General features: G+C 72.9%; 15 protein-coding genes. 3 read left to right on the top strand and 12 right to left on the bottom strand.

What is annotated here, in order from left to right; genetic code table 11:
- Positions 1-12: 12 nt before the first annotated feature.
- Entirely contained in the window at positions 13-1,689 is a 1,677-nt protein-coding gene (leuA, locus tag ABD830_RS29815; protein ID WP_344995996.1) for a 2-isopropylmalate synthase, read from the bottom strand.
- A gap of 207 nt (positions 1,690-1,896) precedes the next feature.
- On the opposite strand from leuA, the gene ABD830_RS29810 reads away from it, so the two are divergent.
- Positions 1,897-2,601, top strand: a complete 705-nt coding sequence (locus ABD830_RS29810; RefSeq protein WP_344994483.1) for a FadR/GntR family transcriptional regulator — start codon at positions 1,897-1,899, stop codon at positions 2,599-2,601.
- A 21-nt stretch (positions 2,602-2,622) separates the two neighbouring features.
- On the opposite strand, the gene ABD830_RS29805 is transcribed toward ABD830_RS29810, so the two are convergent.
- Positions 2,623-2,832, bottom strand: a complete 210-nt coding sequence (locus ABD830_RS29805; RefSeq protein ID WP_344994480.1) for a hypothetical protein — start codon at positions 2,830-2,832, stop codon at positions 2,623-2,625.
- Positions 2,833-2,875: 43 nt separating this feature from the next.
- Here ABD830_RS29805 and ABD830_RS29800 point away from each other — a divergent pair, with 43 nt between their 5' ends.
- Positions 2,876-3,394, top strand: coding sequence for an NUDIX hydrolase (locus ABD830_RS29800; protein ID WP_344994477.1), 519 nt, complete (start codon positions 2,876-2,878; stop codon positions 3,392-3,394).
- 15 nt (positions 3,395-3,409) lie between these two features.
- Here the strand turns inward: ABD830_RS29800 and rbsK are convergent, their stop codons facing one another.
- The 10 genes from rbsK to ABD830_RS29750 all read right to left on the bottom strand — a co-directional run bounded on the left by rbsK (position 3,410) and on the right by ABD830_RS29750 (position 14,206).
- On the bottom strand, positions 3,410-4,294 hold the full coding sequence (gene rbsK, locus ABD830_RS29795) for a ribokinase (RefSeq protein ID WP_344994474.1): 885 nt from the start codon (positions 4,292-4,294) through the stop codon (positions 3,410-3,412).
- Entirely contained in the window at positions 4,291-5,640 is a 1,350-nt protein-coding gene (locus ABD830_RS29790) for an ADP-ribosylglycohydrolase family protein (RefSeq protein WP_344994471.1), read from the bottom strand. The genes rbsK and ABD830_RS29790 overlap by 4 nt, the downstream gene beginning before the upstream one ends.
- Entirely contained in the window at positions 5,637-6,776 is a 1,140-nt protein-coding gene (locus ABD830_RS29785) for an ADP-ribosylglycohydrolase family protein (protein ID WP_344994468.1), read from the bottom strand. The genes ABD830_RS29790 and ABD830_RS29785 overlap by 4 nt, the downstream gene beginning before the upstream one ends.
- Positions 6,773-7,783 (bottom strand): ADP-ribosylglycohydrolase family protein, encoded by a 1,011-nt coding sequence (locus ABD830_RS29780; protein ID WP_344994465.1) that lies wholly within the window; start codon positions 7,781-7,783, stop codon positions 6,773-6,775. Before ABD830_RS29780 ends, ABD830_RS29785 begins: the two co-directional genes overlap by 4 nt.
- Positions 7,784-7,789: 6 nt before the next feature.
- Positions 7,790-8,758 (bottom strand): ADP-ribosylglycohydrolase family protein, encoded by a 969-nt coding sequence (locus tag ABD830_RS29775; RefSeq protein WP_344994463.1) that lies wholly within the window; start codon positions 8,756-8,758, stop codon positions 7,790-7,792.
- Positions 8,755-10,059 carry an ABC transporter substrate-binding protein gene (locus ABD830_RS29770; RefSeq protein ID WP_344994461.1) on the bottom strand — a complete coding sequence of 435 codons (1,305 nt, stop codon included), beginning with the start codon at positions 10,057-10,059 and terminating at the stop codon, positions 8,755-8,757. Before ABD830_RS29770 ends, ABD830_RS29775 begins: the two co-directional genes overlap by 4 nt.
- A 9-nt stretch (positions 10,060-10,068) precedes the next feature.
- Entirely contained in the window at positions 10,069-10,887 is an 819-nt protein-coding gene (locus tag ABD830_RS29765; RefSeq protein WP_344994459.1) for a carbohydrate ABC transporter permease, read from the bottom strand.
- Positions 10,887-11,801, bottom strand: coding sequence for a carbohydrate ABC transporter permease (locus tag ABD830_RS29760; protein WP_344994457.1), 915 nt, complete (start codon positions 11,799-11,801; stop codon positions 10,887-10,889). The genes ABD830_RS29765 and ABD830_RS29760 overlap by 1 nt, the downstream gene beginning before the upstream one ends.
- Positions 11,798-12,835, bottom strand: coding sequence for a LacI family DNA-binding transcriptional regulator (locus ABD830_RS29755; RefSeq protein ID WP_344994454.1), 1,038 nt, complete (start codon positions 12,833-12,835; stop codon positions 11,798-11,800). Before ABD830_RS29755 ends, ABD830_RS29760 begins: the two co-directional genes overlap by 4 nt.
- 177 nt (positions 12,836-13,012) lie before the next feature.
- Positions 13,013-14,206, bottom strand: a complete 1,194-nt coding sequence (locus tag ABD830_RS29750; protein WP_344995994.1) for an MFS transporter — start codon at positions 14,204-14,206, stop codon at positions 13,013-13,015.
- 65 nt (positions 14,207-14,271) lie between these two features.
- On the opposite strand from ABD830_RS29750, the gene ABD830_RS29745 reads away from it, so the two are divergent.
- A complete protein-coding gene (locus ABD830_RS29745; protein ID WP_344994452.1) occupies positions 14,272-15,504 on the top strand; it encodes an ROK family protein in 1,233 nt (410 codons plus the stop codon).
- Positions 15,505-15,568 lie beyond the last annotated feature (64 nt).

Here is a 15,568-nt window from a genome sequence, read left to right as displayed (position 1 = left end):
CAGGTCCGGTGATCAGCCTGGCACATCCGCCAGGACGCGGTTGACCGCGGCGAGCACCGCGTGGACCGAGGCGGTCAGCACGGAGGTGTCCTGGGCCGCGCCCCAGCGGGTCGCGCCGTCCACGCGGGCCTCCACGTACGCGATGGCGCGGCTGCCCCGGCCGGGGTCCAGGGCGTGCTCGGCGTAGTGCAGGATGTCGACGTCGATCCCGTCGGCGGCGAGCGCGGCGGTCAGCGCGGACAGCGGGCCGTTGCCGGTGCCGTGCAGCCGGCGCCCCGACCGCAGCGTGCCGGCGAACTCGTGGGCCCCCGGCCCCGTCTCCCGCGTGCTCCATTCGGCCAGCGCACTCGTCTCCCCCGGGGCCAGGTAGGTGGCGTGGAAGAGCTCCCAGAGCTGCTCGGCCGTGATCTCCTCGCCGCTGCCGTCGGTGGCCCGCTGGACGACCGAGGAGAAGTCGATCTGCAGCCTGCGGGGCAGCTCCAGGCCGTAGCGGGTGCGGAGGAGGTACGCGACGCCGCCCTTGCCCGACTGGCTGTTGACGCGGATGACCGCCTGGTAGTCGCGGCCCACGTCGGCGGGGTCGATGGGCAGGTACGGCACGTCCCACGGCGCCTGCTCCGGCGGCACGCCCAGCTCCGCGGCCCGCTTGGCGTGGTGGGCCATGCCCTTGCCGATGGCGTCCTGGTGGGTGCCGGAGAAGGCGGTGTAGACGAGGTCGCCCGCGTACGGGTGGCGGTCGGGCACCGGCAGGCGGTTGCAGTGCTCGACGACCCGGCGCACCTCGTCGATGTCGGACAGGTCCAGCATGGGGTCGACGCCCTGGGAGTGGAGGTTGAGCGCGAGGGTCACCAGGTCCACGTTGCCGGTGCGCTCGCCGTTGCCGAACAGGCAGCCCTCCACCCGCTGCGCGCCCGCCAGCAGGGCCAGCTCGGCGCAGGCCACGCCGGTGCCGCGGTCGTTGTGCGGGTGCACGGAGAGGATCACCGCGTCCCTGCGGTCCAGGTGGCGGTGCATGTACTCGATCTGGTCGGCGTACACGTTGGGCGTGGCCACCTCGACCGTGGCGGGCAGGTTGTGGATCACCGGGCGGTCCGGGGAGGCGTCCCACAGGGCCGTCAGATCGTTGCAGACCTCCAGTACGTAGTCCGGCTCGGTGAGGTTGAACACCTCCGGCGAGAACTGGAAGCGCACGTCGCGGCCCTCCGCGAGCCTGGCGACGTGCGCGGCGGCGTCCATGATCAGGGTGCGCAGCTCGCGCCTGTCGTGGCCGAGCACCACGTCACGCCAGGTGGGGGCGGTGGCGGTGTACAGGTGCACGACCGCGCGGGGCAGCCCCTCGATCGAGGCGAACGTGCGCTCGATCAGGTCCTGCCTGGCGGCCGTGAACACGACCACGGTCAGGTCCTCCGGCATCACGCCAGGCGCGGCCAGCTCGCGGACGAAGTTGAAGTCGAGCCGGCTGGAGGACGGGTAGCCGACCTCGATCTCCTTGAATCCCATGCCGGTCAGCAGGTCGAACATCCGGCGCTTGCGTGCCGGGTCCATCGGCTCGGCCAGCGCCTGGTTGCCGTCGCGCAGGTCCACGGGGACCCAGAGCGGGGCTCGCGTGATGCGCGCGGACGGCCAGGCGCGGTCGGTGAGCGGCACCTCGACGCGCTCGTGGGCGGGCTTGTAGCGGTGGTACGGCATGGCGCTGGGGCGCTGCCGGTTCCAGTCGTACACGGCTGACTTCCTTCTCCGTCGTCGGTGGGAAGGACCGGCGGGCACCCTGACCGCCGCGACGGGGTGCCGGTCCGGTCAGGCCCCGTCGCGGCGGCCGAGAAGGAGACCACGCAACGTCATGTCGGCTACACTAACCACAACACAGGTCCTCAGACAACCTGAGAGGTACGTCCGATGCCGCTCGGCTCACTCCGCCCCAGCCCGCTCGTCGAGCAGGCCACCGAGCACCTGCGTGAGCAGATCACGCAGGGCGAGTGGCCGGTAGGCACGCGCCTGCCCGGCGAGAACGCCCTCGCCAAGGCGCTCGGGGTGGGCCGCTCGACCGTGCGGGAGGCGCTGCGCGCCCTCGCGGGGGCGGGGCTGGTGCAGGCCCGACAGGGGTCCGGCGTGTTCGTGATCGCCACGGAACCGGCCGAGGACTGGCCGGCCCGGCTGCGGCGGGCCGGCATCGCGGACGTCTACGAGGTGCGCATGATGGTGGAGACGCAGGCCGCCCGGCTGGCCGCGCGGCGGCGTACGGACGAGGACGTCGCGGCGCTCGAAGCGGCGCTGGCGGCGCGGGCCGGGGCGGCGTCGGGGGACGACGCGGCGTTCGTGGACGCGGACATCGCCCTGCACCGGGCGGTCGTGGCGGCGGCCGGCAATCCGGTGCTGACCGATCTGTTCGCGGAGTTCGCGCCCGCGTTGCGTGGAGGGCTGATCGATCTGGTGGAGGTGCTCGGGCTGCGATCGCACGATCGCAATCCCGGGCACGACACGCACGCGGCACTGGTGGCTGCCATCCGGCGGGGCGACGGGGAGGCGGCCGGCGACCTCCTCCAGGCAGAGCTGGAGCAGACCCTCGCCCACCTGCACGGTGACCACGGTGACCGCCTCTGACGGCGCCCCGCGTCCATACGGCTAGCCTGTGGGACCCGCGTCCGGGCGGGTGACATCCTCGTCCTCGTCCGGCTCCTCCTCCGGCTCGGGCTCCTCCCACTCCTCCGGCGGATTGGCAGGTACGGGACGGCGGGACTTCGGAGTGCTGGCGCAGGACCGTTCCGCGACGAGGTCGCTCTCGCCGTCGATGCCCCGCACCGCTTCGGGCAGTTCGTCGGACTTATCGGTCATAGTCACCACCTGCCCCGGAAAACGGCCTTGTTACCGTTCAACGGTGATCATCCGCACCCAGCGCCCCACGGGCCGCGTCATCCTGGCCTCTCCCGATGACCGCGTCCTGCTGTTCCGCTTCGTTCCGCCGGACCCGTGGCCCAAGGAGCACGCCTGGTACCTGCCCGGCGGCGGGCTGGACACGGGAGAGACCCCGGCGGAGGCGGCGGCCCGCGAGGTGCTGGAGGAGACCGGCCACGTGCTGGATCCCACCGCCCTCGGCGACCCCGTGGCGGTGAACGAGCACGCGTGGTCCAACCTGGGCCGGCACTTCTACTCCGTGCACACGTACTTCTTCGCCCGCGTGGCGGCCTCGACCGTGGCGCCCACCGCTCTGGAGGGCTACGAGACGGAGGCCTTCCGGCTCGGCCATCGCTGGTGGAGCGCCGGCGAGCTGGCCGCCACCCGGGAGCGGGTGTTCCCGCCTGGGCTGGCCGGGCTGCTGCCCGATCTCCTGGCCGGCTTACGGCCCGCCGCCCCGGTCAGGCTCCCGTCGATGCACGAAGACCTGCAGCGGGGATGACAGACGGGGCTGACGTCACGGAAGGGCGTTCTCGATCTCGTACCGGCTCGGCATCGAGGTGCTGGCGCCCTCACGCTGCACCGACAGCGCCGCCGCCGTGGACGCGAAGGCCAGGGCGTCCGCCATGCTCTGTCCCTCCGACCTGGCCACGGCCAGCGCTCCCACGAACGTGTCGCCCGCCGCCGTCGTGTCCACCGCGTCCACCTTCGCGGCCGGCACCCGCAGCCGCTCCCCCGACCTCGACCCGTACAGCGCGCCCTCGGAGCCGAGCGTGATCACCGCTTCCTCGACCCGCTCCAGCAGCGCGTCGAGTGCGGCGTCCGGGGCGGTGGCGCCGGTGATGGCGGCCGCCTCGTGCTCGTTCGGGACGATCGTCGTGACGGCGTCGAGCAGCTCGTCCGGCAGCGGCCGCGCGGGGGCCGGGGTGAGGAAGACCGGCACGCCGGAGACCTGGGCGGCCTGGGCGGCCGCGACGACGGCCTCCAGGGGCAGCTCGAGCTGGAGCAGCAGCGCCTCCGAGCACGCGACGGTGGCCAGGTCCTCGCCCGAGGGGCCGGTGACGGTGCCGTTCGCGCCGGGGACGACGATGATCGAGTTGCCGCCGTCGTCGTCCACGACGATGTGGGCGATGCCGCTGGGCCCGGGAACCTGGCGCAGGCCGCGTACGTCGATCCCGGCTTCCACCAGCGTGGCGCGCATTTCCGCGCCGAACCCGTCGTCGCCCACCGCCCCCAGGAAGGACACCTGCGCGCCCGCGCGGGCGGCGGCGATGGCCTGGTTGGCGCCCTTGCCGCCGGGCACGGTCCTGAACCGGTGCCCGGTCACCGTCTCGCCCCGCTTGGGGGCTTCGGAGACGTACGCGACGAGGTCCATGTTGGCGCTGCCGAAAACCGAGATCATGCCCTCATCATCTCCCGTGTCCTGGCGGCGAGCGTGTCCAGCCCCACCCCGTCGAACCCGGTCAGGCTGCTGGCCAGGCTGTTCCGCATCCGCCAGCGGTCTGGCACACCCGCGTTGAGCGCGCCCGCGACGGACCCCGCCGTGGCCCCGGCGGAGTCGGTGTCCCACCCTCCGGCGACGGCTCCGGCGATGGCGGCGGTGAAGTCGCCCCGGCCGTGGACGAGCGTGGCGGCGATGAGGGCGGCGTTGTTGACGGTGTGCACCCAGTGCAGGGCGCCATGGCGTTCGTGCAGGAGGTCGATGACACGTTCGAAGTCGTCCTCGCGTGCGGCGTCGGCCACGGCCAGGCGTACCGCCTCGTGCAGGCGCGAGCGCTCCGGCACGACGGACAGGCCCGCCCGTACGACCTCCTCCACGTCCGCGGCGACCATCGAGGCCGCGCACATCGCGGCCACGAACATCGCCCCGTAGATCCCGTTCGCGGTGTGCGTGAGCCTGGCGTCGCGCCAGGCGTGCTCCGCGGCCGTGGCCGGGTCGCCCGGGTTGACCCAGCCGTACACGTCCGCCCTGATCAGCGCGCCGATCCACTCCCTGAACGGGTTGCGGCGGGTGGCGGTGCCCGGCGGCTCGACGCCGTCCAGGAGGTTGCGGTACGCGACGCGCTCGGCGGTGAACGTGCGGCCCGCGGGCAGCTCGTCCAGCCAGAGCTTGGCCACGTCCTCGGTGGTGAAGCCGCGGCCGTGGCGCTCGAGGACGGACAGGGCCAGCAGCGGGTAGTTGAGGTCGTCGTCCTCGGGGACGCCGTCGATGTTCTCGGCGAGCGAGTTGACGGCGCTGCGGCGGTTCCACGGCCAGCGGCGGGCCACGTCGTCCGGCAGGCCCTTGGCGGTGAACCAGCCGCGGATGGGCCAGTTGCCGGTGGCCTCGGCGATCTCCCTGATGCCCGCGCGCGGGATCTTCTCCACGGGCTTGCCCAGCACGCACCCGGCCGCCCGCCCGAGCCACGCGCCCAGCACACGCGCCGGATCGGCCTGCCCGGCACGGCGGGTGCCAGGCCAGGCGGGGCAGGCGGCGATGATGGCGGCCAGGTCGGAGGGCTCGTCCAGCGGCGACGGGATCGTGGCCAGCTCGTCCAGCAGCTCCTCCGCCAGTCCCCGCAGCCGTGCGGCCACCGGCTCCGAGGCGCCGGCGCGCGGGGGCGCGTCGTGGCCGCCGGCCGCGTGCCACCGGTCCGCGATCGCCCGTACCCGGCCGCCGTCGGGGCCGGAGGCGCGGCCGTCCTCGGCGGCCTGGCGGAGCTCGTGCCCGATCAGGTCCTCCGGCTGGACCCAGGTGAGGCGGATCACGGGCGGTCCAGGGCGGCGAAGGCGGCTTCGTGGCCGCGGCGCCGCGCCAGGTCGTCGGCGTGCACCCGGCGCGCCACCTCCGCGATGGAGAGCCCCGGAGCCACCAGGTCCGTACGGCTGGCCGCGCCCACCTGCGCGACCCACTCCGACGGGACCGCCGCGAGGCCCCCGAGCGCGCCCGCGATGGCCCCGCCCATGGAGGCGATCGAGTCGGCGTCGCGCCCGTAGTTGACGCCGCCCAGCACGGTGTCGCGGTAGTCGCCCTTCGCGATCACCAGCAGGCCCAGCGCCAGCGGCAGCTCCTCGATGCTGTGCGTCCGGCTCGGCCGCCGCGCCCCCAGCCCCTGGTCGCGGTAGGTGTCGGCGACCGTGTCGTAGGGCCGCATGGCGGCGCGCAGCGTCTCGAAGGACCCTTCCCAGTGCCCCAGCCCGGCGGCGGCCTCGCAGACCGACTCGATGGCGGCCCTGGTGCCGTCCTTGGCCAGCCGCAGGCACGCCGCGACCACGGAGTCGGCGGTGGCGCCCGGACGCATGGCCTCGGCCACGGCGGCGGCCATGACCCCGGCGGCCTCGCGGCCGTAGCTGGACTGGTGGGCCCCGGTCAGGTCGATGGCCTCGGCGTAGGCGGCGTCGGGGTCGGCGGCGTTCACGATGCCGACGGGGGCGACGTACATGGCCGCGCCGCAGTTCACGATGTTCCCGGTGCCGGCCTCGCGCGGGTCCACGTGCCCGTAGTGCAGCCTGGCCACGATCCACTTCTCGGCCAGGAAGATCCGCTGCAGCGGCAGCGCCTCGGCCTCCAGCTCGGGGATCCACCGCCGCTCGCCCATGAGCTCCGGCACCAGGTGGTCGGCCATCGCGTACGCGTCCAGGTGCCCGCCGGCCTTCTCGTACACGCGGATCAGGGCGTGCGTCATCAACGTGTCGTCGGTGATGTGGCCGTCGCCCTTGTGGTACGGGGCGATGGGGCGGGCGTTGCGCCAGTCCTCGTTGAACGGCGGCACGACGCCCTCGACGCGCCCTCCGTACCTCTCGACGATCTGCTCGGGGGTCCAGCCCTCGGTGGCGCCGCCCAGCGCGTCACCGACCGCCGCCCCCGCCACGCAGCCAGTGGCCCTGTCCTCAAGCGGCGTCATGCGATTCCCTCCGTGAGATTGCTCGTGAGATTGCTCGCTAGTTCGATCAGATCTTGGCCCGCCAGGTCAGGCAGGCAGCAACCGGCCAGCGTGCGGGCCGAGGCGATCCACCACTCGGGGATCGCGGCATACCCGCCGCAGGCTCCGGCCAGCGCTCCGGTCAGCGCGGGCGCCGAGTCGGCCAGCGCGGCCAGGCAGGCCGCCGCGGGCACGGCGCGGGCGAGCTCGCCGCCCGCCGCCTCGGCCAGCGCCAGCGCCACCGGCACGGTCTGCGCGGCGCCCACGCCGTAGCTGTAGACGTGGTCGATGAGCGCGGCGTCGAGCGCGGGCACGGCCGCGAACGGGTCACCCGCCTCCCTCGTGGCGGCCAGCGCCAGGCGGGCGTTGTGGCCGATGGCGGTGTCTTCGGGCAGTACGGCCAGCGCCGCCTCCACCGCCGCCGCCGCCGATCCCGACGCCACGGCCTCGGCCACGGCGGCGGCCATGGCCTGGGCGCCCAGGACGCCGTCGTAGGCGTTCGTCACCTGGGCGTCCTGTGTGGGGTCCCTCCCCAGCGCCCCGAACGCCACGGCCCTGACGGCGGCGGCGTCGTCGAAGTGGTGCGGGTTGTCGCGCCCGGACGCGGGCGGCTCGACCCCCTTGGCCAGGTTGTCGAGCGCGGTGGCCACCGAAATGCGCGCCCGCACTCCCTCGCGGATCCTGGACGTTCCGCCGTCGAGCAGCTCCCTGAACGCCTCGGCCCTCGGGCGGTCGATCGTGAGCACCGTCCAGGCCAGCCACTCGGCGTCGTCGGACGGACCGACGGCCAGCGGGGCGGTGGGCTGGTTGAGCGCGAACGGGACCGGCAGCGTGGTCACCCGGTGGTCCTCGGCGAACGCGTCCAGCTCTCTGTGCAGGCGCCTGCTCCAGGGGGCGTGCAGGGCCGCCCGGTGCCTGGCCGCGGGCCAGCCCACGGCGTCACCGACGGCGAGCCCGGCGAAGGCCCCCCTGATTCTCTCCCCCGACATGGTGATCTACAGTCCTCCCGCCAGTTCGTCGGCGACGTCCAGCACGTGCTTTCCGGCCACGACGGGCAGGCATTTGCCTGTCACGGGTCCGATCCTGGCCGCCCAGCGCTCGGGCACGCCGCGCTCTCCCCGGATGGCTCCGGCGACGGCCCCGGCGATGGCGCCGATCGTGTCGGCGTCGCGGCCCAGGCTCACCCCGAACGTCACGGACGCCTCGACGTCGCCGCCGCCTGCCAGCACCGCCGCGAACGCCAGCGCCACGGCCTCGGGGGCCACGTCGGTCCAGGGGTAGTGCTTGACGACCACGGCCTCGTGCAGCGCCTCGACCAGCCCGTCCGCGTCGGCCGCGCCGGGGTCGCCGAGGACGGCGCAGGCGCGTACGACGTTGCGGGCCGTCCACGAGTCGGCGGGGATCACCGACAGCGCCGCCCGCACCGCGTCCTCCGCCGAGGCGCCGCCCATCGCGGCGGCCACCGCCCCGGCGACCGCGCGGCCGCCCGTGATGCCCTCGCCGGACGCGCTGACCAGCCCGTCCTGCTCCACCAGCCGGGCCGCCTCCGCGGGATCCCCCGGGCAGAAGATCCCGTACGGGGCCGCGCGCATGGCGAGCCCGTCCGACCATCCGTGCGAGTGCACGAGCCCGGTCAACGGGGGCTCCAGGCCGCGGCGAAGCGCTTCGACGGTGCCCAGTTCGGAGAACCCGGCCCCGCGCATGGGCCCGGTGACCCGCGGGATGACCTCCCGCCGGTACGCGGCCGCCACGTCGGCGTACGTCAGCGCGTGCCCGTGCCGGAGCAGCAGGGACACGGCGAAGATGGCGTACTCGGTGTCATCGGTCCCCCCGCCCTCGATCTCGGTGAGCCGGCCCCACCGCCGCCGGATCTCCGACGGCGGCAGGTTCTCGGCCGGGGCTCCGAGGGCGTCGCCGGCGGCGAGGCCGAGCAGACACCCCCGGGCTCTGTCGCGGAAATTCACCGCTGGTACCGCTCCAACACCTTGTTACCGTCCTCGACCAGCTTCGAGGCCGCCTGGTCGATGGTGATCTTATTGCCGAAGTACTCCTGCAGCACCGGCGTGGCCACCTTGCTCTTCCACTCGTCGAACCCGTTCACCTTGAGGAACGGGGCCACGACGAGATTCTTGGCGGAGGCGGTGGCCACGTCCCAGCCGTTCTCCTTGGTGGTCATCGCCGGGTCGGCGGCGGCCGTCTGGGAGGTGGGCAGGAGCCAGTCTCCCTTGGCGAGCTTGGCCTGGTTCTGGCCGTTCAGGAAGAACGCGATGAACTTCATGGCCTCGTCAGGGTGCTTGCTCTCCTGCGCGATCGAGAGCGTCTGCGAGACCGCGCCCTGCTGGGCGCTCGTGCCCTTCGGCGCCGGGAGCGTGACCCACTCGAACCCGTCCGGGGCCTGCTCGGCGACCTGCTGGCGCAGGTACACGCCCGCGGGCAGCAGCGCGAACTTGCCCTTGTAGAAGGCCGGCAGCGGGTCGGCGGTGCCCTGGCCGAGCGCGGCCGGGTCGGCGGACTTGTCCTTGTAGAGCTGGTCGTGGATGCGCTGGAGCACCTCGCGCTCCTCGGGGCCGACCTTGACCGTGGTCTTGCCGTCGGCCGTCTGGAAGAACGTGCCGCCGAAGTTGAGCGCCAGGTTGAGCGTCTTGTTGACCGGCGACTTCATCGGCCAGGCCACGCCGAAATTGCCGTCCTTGGTCATCTTCTTGGCCGCGGCGGAGAACTCGTCCCACGTCCAGGGGTTGTCGGACGTCGGCACGCGCACGCCGGAGGCGTCGAGCAGCTTCTTGTTGGCGATGATGACCTGCGACTCCTGCAGGAACGGCACGCCGTACACGCCCTGCCGGCCCTTGCCGTCGTCGAAGGTGACGGTGTCCCAGGCGGCCTGCGGGATGTCGCTCTTGAGCTCGGCGGGCAGCTTGTCCTTGAGGTCGAGGAGGTAGCCGTCGGAGGAGAAGCCGGCCAGCGCGGGCGAGTCGTTGTGGATGACGTCGGGCGCCGTGCCGCCGGCGAACTGGGTGACGAGCTGGTCGTTGACGTTGTCCCAGCTGCCCTGGACGTACGTGACCTGGATCTTCGGGTTGGCCTTGTTCCACTCGTCCACGAGCTGCTTGTTCGCGGCGAGTGACTCCTTCTGCCACGCCAGGCTGAGGAAATTGATCTTGACTGGCTCGTTGGGGGCGGCCGACGACTCGCCGCCGCCTCCCCCGCTGCACGCGGCGGCGAGCGTGAGGACCGCCGCAGCCGCCAGAGCGGACCTGATTCGCATATGAGCCTCCTAGCCCTTCACGGCGCCGGCCATCAGGCCGGACTTCAGTCGCCGCTGAATGATTGCGAAGAAGATCAGGCTCGGGATCGTCGCCATGAGCGACGCCGCGGCCAGCGGGCCGAGCCTGGCCACCCCCTCCGGGCCGGTGAACCTCACCAGCGTGAGCGGGAGCGTCATGACATCCGGGTTCTGCAGGATGACGAGCGCGAACATGAACTCGTTCCACGACGAGATGAACGAGAACAGCAGCGTGGCCACCACGCCGGGCGCGAGCAGCGGCGCGACCACGCTCGCGATCGAGCGCAGCCGGGTCGCGCCGTCCACGGCCGCGGCCTCCTCCAGCTCGCGCGGCACCGCCCGCACGTATCCCTGCAGCATCCACAGCGCGAACGGCAGCGTGAACGTCACGTGCACCAGCACGAGGCCGGGCAGCGTGTTCACCAGCGCCAGGTCACGCATGATCATGAAGAGCGGGATGATGATCAGGATGAACGGGAACACCTGGCTGACCAGCACCCACCCGATGGCGATCTTGTTGAGCAGGCCGCGGTAGCGCGCCATGGCGTAGGCGGCGGGCAGCGAGACCAGCACCGTGAGCACGCTGCTGAACAGCGCCACGACCAGGCTGCGCAGCGCCGCGCCGACCAGGTCCTGCTCGCCGAACGCGTCGGCGAAGTTGGCCAGCGTCGGGTCGCGCGGGATCCAGGTGGGGTCGGCCATGGCCATCTCCCGCGGCGTCTTCAGCGCCGTCGAGAGCAGCCAGACCAGCGGGAACGCCAGGAAGACGATGTACGCGACCAGCGCCGCGTACTGCGGGACACGCCTCATCACTTGGCCTCCCTCATCTGGCGCCACAGGTACAGTCCGAGCACGGCGAGCACGACGATCGCCATGGCGAGGCCCAGCATCGAGGCGTAACTGGCCATCCGGTACCTGAACGCCTCCTCGTACGCGAACAGCATCGGCAGCCGCGTCTGCCCGCCCGGCCCGCCCTGCGTGAGCACGTAGACCAGGCCGAACTGGTTGATGTTCCACACGAAGTCGAGCGAGGTGATCGCCACGACCACCGGCCGCAGCTGCGGCAGCGTGATGTTCCAGAACCGCCGCCAGCGGGTCGCGCCGTCCACCTCGCCCGCCTCGTAGAGCTCCTTGGGGATGCCCTGCAGACCCGCCAGCAGCACCACCGTGGTCTGCGGCATGCCGGTCCAGACGCCGACCACGATGATCGCGGGCAGCGCGAGCGAGAAGTCGGCCAGCCAGTTGACGTCCGTGCCCAGCAGGTCGTTCAGGATGCCGGCGTCGGGGTGGTAGACGAGCTTCCACATCAGGCCGATGACCACGGGCGGCATCGCCCACGGCACCACCGCCAGCACCCTTGCCACGCTCCTGAAGCGCAGGTTCTGGTTGAGCAGCAGCGCCAGGCCGAGCGCGGCCAGGAACTGCAGCACGGTCACGGAGACGCTCCAGATCGCGCCGATCTTGAACGAGGACCAGAACTCGTCGTCGGTCAGCAGCCTGCCGAAGTTCTCGAGGCCGACGAAGCTCGTCTCGTGGACGCGGGTGTTGCGGGCGTCGGTGAACGCCAGGCCGATGCCGTACAGCAGCGGGCCGACACTGAACAGCGCCACCGGCACCAGGGCCGGCAGCATGAGCAGCCACATCTCGCGCGTCTGGCGCGGGACCCGGCGGCGGGCGCGCCGCGTGCCCCGCGGCGGCGCCGGTCTCGTCACGGTCGCCGTCACGCTCTCTCCCTTTCGTCTGCCGACTCCGCCGACTCCCCGGCGGTGGAGGCGCGGATCACGAGTCGGGGCGGGACGGTGACCAGCCTTGGCTCGCGATCGCCACCCTGCAGCCGTTCGAGCAGCAGCTCGGCGGCGGCCTTGCCGCGCTCGGCGGACCCGAGCGAGACGCTGGTCAGCGCGGGCCAGGAGGCGGCGGCCAGGTCGGTGTCGTCCATGCCGACCACCGCCACGTCGTCCGGCACCCGGCGCCCCGCGGCCCGCAGCACGTCGAGCGCGCCCAGGGCGATCAGGTCGTTCGCGCACAGCAGCGCGTCCACGTCGGGGACCCTGGCGAGCAGCTCCGCCACCGCGCGGCCCCCTTCCGCGCGGTAGAAGTCGCCGATCTGCACGAGGTTCTCGTCGTAGGGCACGCCCAGGTCCCGCAGCGCCTCACGGTAGGCCTCACCGCGGGAGGCGCCGGGGACGGTGTCCAGCGGGCCGTTGACCATGGCGATCCTGCGGCGGCCGAGCGCGTACAGATGATCGACCGCCAGCCGGACGCCGGTCCGCGAGTCCGCCCGCACGTTGTCCACGCGGGTGCCGTCGGGCACCGAGCCGATGATCACGACGGGTGCCCTGGCGGCGGCCAGCATCTCGAGGTGGGCCTCGGTGACCCGCAGCGGGCTCATGATCAGCCCGTCCACGTACCGCTCCCCCAGGCTGTGCAGCACGTCGATCTCGTCAGCCACGACGGCGTCGGTGGAGTGCAGCACGAGCCGGTACCCGGCGGCCTTCAGCACGGGCTGGATCTGACGGAGCATCGCCAGGTAGGCGGGGTTGCCGACATCGGCCATGGCGAAGGCGACCTGGTGGGTGCGGCGCGACTTGAGCGACCTGGCCACGGCGTTGCGCACGTAGCCGAGCTCGTCGGCGGCGGCCATCACCTTGCGCACGGTCTCCTGCCTGGTCGGCAGGCCGTTCAGCACCCGCGAGACGGAGGCTATCGAGACACCGGCGCGCTCGGCGATCGTGTTGATCGTCGGTCCGTCGGCCACGGCTGTCCCTTCCCTGATGGGTGTAAACGTTTACGATCAACTGCCGTAAACGTTTACCGCGTGTGGGACATGAAACCTGGATGTAACTTGCAGGTCAAGTCACGATCCCGCAACGCGACCTGCGCCTGCCCCACCGGCGAGCGCGCGGCAGGGCAGGCGGGACGGCGCGCAGATCGGTCAGTCGCGGGCGCTGGCGGGGGCGGGATCGCCCACGTCGGCGGCGGCGGGCGGGAGGCGGGTCAGGGAGCGGATCGCGGGGGCGCCGGTGAGGCTCACGACGGCGGCCAGGACCGCGGGGATGATCAGCGCGATCGGGAGCGAGGACGCCTCCGCCACGTACCCCAGCACCGCGGGCCCCAGGAGCAGGCCGCTGTAACCGAAGGCCGTCACCATGGCCAGCGCGCGCCCCACCCGCCCGCCGACGGCGCCGACCGCGCTGAACAGGACCGGGACCACCGTGGCCAGACCCACACCGGCGAGGGCCCAGCCGGTCCAGGCGCAGACGACCCGCAGCTCGCCGGTCGCCGGCGACGCCAGCACCAGGACGTAGCCGGCCGTGGCGAGGAGGCCGGCGAGCTGGATGGTGCGCACCGAGCCGAGGCGGGCCCTGATCGGGTCACCGAGCAGGCGGATGGAGGTCATGGCGACCGAGAAGATCGTGTACGCGAGCGGCGCCATCGCGGGATCCGTCCGCAGCACAGAACGGGCGTGCAGCGCGGCCCAGTCGATGGCGGCGCCCTCGCTCAGGTGGCCGGCGAAGGCGGCCAGGCCCAGGAGCGCGATCAGCCCCCAGCCCAGCGACGAGCCCCGGGTGGCGCCCGGCTCCGGCGAGGAGGCATGCGCGGGCGGGTCGGGCAGCAGCAGGCGCGCCGCGGCCACGTACAGGAAGGGCACCACCAGCGCCGCCACGATCAGCAGCCACTGGGGATCCACACCCACCTTGAGCATGAGCGAGGTGAGGCCGCCGCCGGCCGCGCCGCCCAGGCTCCACGTGCCGTGGAAGGCCGAGATGATCGGGCGGCCGTAGCGGCGCTCGACCTCGACGGAGTGGGTGTTCATGCCGACCTCGGTCACCCCCAGCCCGATCCCGAACACCACCGCCAGCACCACCAGCGCCCAGTACGAGGGCGCCAGCGCGGGCCCGAGCAGCACCAGCCCGGAGAAGGGGCCGCCGATCCAGCACACCCGGCGGCTCGACCACCGGTCCACCAGGGGCCCGGCCACCAGCATCGACACCAGCGCGCCGCCGGAGATCAGCAGCAGGACGCTGCCCAGCCTGGCGAAGCCCAGGTCGAGCCGGTCGTTCAGGGACGGGAGCCCGGCGGCCCACAGACCCATGACGAATCCGGCGAGAAAGAAGAATCCAAACACTCCGATACGGGCACGTCTGGCATCAAGGGGGATTTTGTTCACGGCTAGAGCATAAACTGTGAACCGTGATCGGTGCTACGACGAGTGGCGAGCTTCGCGCGCACAACCGGGTACGTCTGCTGCGCGCCGTACATGACTGCGGGGCCACCCGCACCAGGTCGCAGCTGACCCGCGACCTCAACCTCGCGAGAGGGACGGCGTCGGTGCTGGTCGCCGGGCTGGCCGAGGACGGGCTGCTGCACGAGGAGCCCGCGCGGGAGCACGCCAGGGGACGCCCGACGCAGGTGCCGGGACCGCATCCGCGCGGACCCCTCGCGCTGGCCGTGGACGTGCGCGAGGACGCCTGGGAGCTGGCGGCCTGCGAGCTGGGCGGCCGGACGACGGTCCTGGGCCTCCAGCCGCACGACGGCACGCCCGAGGGCGTTCTGGGGCCCCTGGGCGACGCCCTCGCGGCCCACCGGCGCCGCCTCGGGCACCGGGTGGTCGGCGTCGGGGTGGCCCTGGCGGGCCCGGTCCGGCACGGCGGCCTGGTGGACATCGCCCACCTGGGCTGGCGCTCGGTCGACGTGCCGCAGCTGCTCGGCCTGGAAGGGGCGGAGGGGCCGATCGTGGGGAACGACACCGCGTTCGCGGCGCTGGCCGAAGCACGGCGCGGGGGGCTGCAGGGTGTGCGGGTGGGGCTGCACCTGCACGTGGACTTCGACCTCGGCGGCGTGCTCGTGGTCGAGGGCCGGCCACTGGCCGGGGCGAGCGGCACGGGCGCCGAGTTCGGCCACATGCCGCTCACGGGCGGCGACCGCCTCTGCCCGTGCGGCGCGATCGGCTGCTGGGGCATGGACGTCGGCGCGAACGCCCTGCTCCGCCACGTCGGCCTCGCCTACGGCGGCGGCAGGGGGCGCGCCCAGGCCGAGCAGGTGCTGGCCACCAGCGAGGAGGCGGTCGCGGCCAACGCGAGAGCGCTCGGACGCGGCGTCGCGGCCCTCGTGAACGCCCACGACCCCGAGGTGGTGACCCTCTCGGGCCACGGCGTGGAGCTGTACGAACGGGCCGGGCAGGCGCTGATGGACAGCTGCGGACCCGGCCTCATGGCGATCCGCCGCGACCACCCGCCGAGGATCGAGGGCTCGGCGCTGGGCTGGCGGGGCGCGCTGCTGGGCGCGATGGAGTCGGTCTTCGACGCCTTCCTCACCCCGGAGGGCCTCGAAAAGTGGCGGGAAAACCACCCTGACCAGGGTCGCGACACGCCCGAACGACAGAATGTGACGCATTCCACGCTGAAGGGGGCGAAGCCGCTATAGCTCGCTCGGGTTCCACCCATGCTAGCGATCTTGCCGCGCCCGGCCAAGGGGTTGTACGCATGAG

This window comes from Nonomuraea helvata (assembly GCF_039535785.1).
GTDB classification, from domain to species: Bacteria; Actinomycetota; Actinomycetes; order Streptosporangiales; family Streptosporangiaceae; genus Nonomuraea; species Nonomuraea helvata.
Note: the sequence above shows the minus strand (reverse complement) of the source record. Positions and strands in the feature narration are given on the sequence as shown.

What these genes read in the sequence shown, in the direction of transcription:
- leuA (WP_344995996.1), bottom strand. Translation starts at nt 1,689, where the DNA reads ATGCCGTACCACCGCTACAAGCCCGCCCACGAGCGCGTCGAGGTGCCG.
- ABD830_RS29805 (WP_344994480.1), bottom strand. Translation starts at nt 2,832, where the DNA reads ATGACCGATAAGTCCGACGAACTGCCCGAAGCGGTGCGGGGCATCGAC.
- rbsK (WP_344994474.1), bottom strand. Translation starts at nt 4,294, where the DNA reads ATGATCTCGGTTTTCGGCAGCGCCAACATGGACCTCGTCGCGTACGTC.
- ABD830_RS29770 (WP_344994461.1), bottom strand. Translation starts at nt 10,059, where the DNA reads ATGCGAATCAGGTCCGCTCTGGCGGCTGCGGCGGTCCTCACGCTCGCC.
- ABD830_RS29810 (WP_344994483.1), top strand. Translation starts at nt 1,897, where the DNA reads ATGCCGCTCGGCTCACTCCGCCCCAGCCCGCTCGTCGAGCAGGCCACC.
- ABD830_RS29765 (WP_344994459.1), bottom strand. Translation starts at nt 10,887, where the DNA reads ATGAGGCGTGTCCCGCAGTACGCGGCGCTGGTCGCGTACATCGTCTTC.
- ABD830_RS29780 (WP_344994465.1), bottom strand. Translation starts at nt 7,783, where the DNA reads ATGTCGGGGGAGAGAATCAGGGGGGCCTTCGCCGGGCTCGCCGTCGGT.
- ABD830_RS29785 (WP_344994468.1), bottom strand. Translation starts at nt 6,776, where the DNA reads ATGACGCCGCTTGAGGACAGGGCCACTGGCTGCGTGGCGGGGGCGGCG.